General features: G+C 65.9%; 2 protein-coding genes. Both read right to left on the bottom strand.

Translation table 11 applies throughout. The annotated features are described in order from the left end of the window. Positions 1 to 7: 7 nt before the first annotated feature. Positions 8 to 1,423: an aspartate aminotransferase family protein gene (locus tag FGL98_RS24955; RefSeq protein WP_146321566.1), complete on the bottom strand. Its 1,416-nt coding sequence runs from the start codon at positions 1,421 to 1,423 to the stop codon at positions 8 to 10. Further along, the coding region (locus FGL98_RS24950) for an Lrp/AsnC family transcriptional regulator (RefSeq protein WP_146321564.1) at positions 1,420 to 1,850 on the bottom strand (431 nt) is incomplete at its 5' end. The genes FGL98_RS24950 and FGL98_RS24955, both read right to left, overlap by 4 nt.

Here is a 1,850-nt window from a genome sequence, read left to right as displayed (position 1 = left end):
GCTGGTGCTAGAGCCGGGACCAGGCCTGCGTGAGGACGCTGCGTAGTTTTTGTTCGATCTCGTCGAACTCGGGTTGTCCGATGATCAGTGGTGGGGCGAGTTGGATGACGGGGTCGCCGCGGTCGTCGGCGCGGCAGTAGAGGCCGGCCTTCCAGAGGGCTGGTGAGAGGAATTCGAGCAGTAGTCGCTCGGCTTCTGCGTCGGTGAATGTCTCGCGGGTGTCCTTGTCCTTGACGAGCTCGATGCCGTAGAAGTAGCCCTCGCCGCGTACGTCGCCGACGATGGGCAGGTCGCGCAGTTTCTCCAGGGTCGCGCGGAAGGCTGGGGCGTTGTCGTGGACGCGTTGGTTCAGGCTCTCCTTTTCGAAGATGTCGAGGTTGGCCATCGCGACCGCGGCGGAGACCGGGTGGCCGCCGAAGGTGTAGCCGTGCGCGAACATGGTGTCGCCCTTCTTGAAGGGCTCGAAGAGGCGGTCGCTGGCGATCATCGCGCCGATGGGGGAGTAGCCGGAGGTCAGTCCCTTGGCGCAGGTGATGATGTCGGGGGTGTAGCCGAAGTCTTGGCAGGCGAACATCTCGCCGATGCGACCGAACGCGCAGATGACCTCGTCGGAGACCAGCAGGACGTCGTACGCGTCGCAGATCTCGCGTACCCGGTCGAAGTAGCCGGGCGGTGGCGGGAAGCAGCCGCCGGAGTTTTGGACGGGTTCGAGGAAGACGGCGGCCACGGTGTCGGGGCCCTCGAACTCGATGGCCTCGGCGATCCGGTCGGCGGCCCAGCGGCCGAATTTCTTCGGGTCGTCGCGTAGTTCTTGATCGGCGCGGTAGATGTTGGTGTTGGGCACCCGGAACGCGCCCGGTACGAGCGGCTCGAACATTTCCTTCAGCCCGGGCAGGCCGGTGATCGCGAGCGCTCCTTGCGGGGTGCCGTGGTAGGCGATCGCTCGGCTGATGACCTTGTGCTTGCCGGGTTTGCCGACCAGTTTGAAGTATTGCTTGGCGAGTTTCCAGGCGGATTCGACGGCCTCACCGCCGCCGGTGGTGAAGAAGACCCGGTTCAGGTCACCGGGGGTGTAGGTGGACAGTCGCTCGGCGAGATCGATCGCCGGCTGGTGGGCGTAGGACCAGATCGGGAAGTACGCGAGCTGCTTGGCTTGCTTGGCGGCGGCCTGCGCGAGCTCGTCGCGACCGTGTCCGGCCTGCACGACGAACAGGCCGGACAGCCCGTCGAGGTACTTGTTGCCGTGGTCGTCCCAGATGTAGGCGCCCTCGCCCTTGGTGATGATCGGCACGCGGGCGCCCTTGCCCCCGGCCGCCGTCGGCTCGTAGACCCCGTGGTGGGTGAAGTGGCCCCACAGGTGGTCGCGGGCGGCGTCGTACCGGTCGGTGCCGGCCGGTGTGGTGTTCTCGGTTGGACTGCTCATCGTGTTCCCCAGTCGTATCGCTGTTTGTTGAGTTTGAGATACATGAACGTTTCGGTCTCCAGGACGCCGCGCACGGATCGGATGTGGCCGGTCAGCAGATCCAGTAGGTGGTCGTCGTCCTCGCAGACCACCTCCACGAGCAGGTCGAAGCGTCCGGCGGTGGTCACGACGTAGGCGACCTCCGGCAGGTCGCTGAGCGCTCCCGCGACCTTCGCGACGTCGCCGGTCGTGGTGACCCCGATCATGGCCTGGCGTTTGAAGCCGACCTGTGCCGGATCGGTGACCGCGACGATCTGCATGACCTCGCAGTCCAGCAGTCGCTGCACCCGTTGCCGCACGGCGGCCTCGGACAGGCCGACCTCGCGCGCGATCGTCGAGTACGCCGCACGCCCATCGCGCTGCAACAAACCAATGATCGACTTCGAGA

Origin of the sequence: Leekyejoonella antrihumi (assembly GCF_007845645.1) — a bacterium.
Classification (GTDB): Bacteria; Actinomycetota; Actinomycetes; order Actinomycetales; family Dermatophilaceae; genus Leekyejoonella; species Leekyejoonella antrihumi.
Note: the sequence above shows the minus strand (reverse complement) of the source record. Positions and strands in the feature narration are given on the sequence as shown.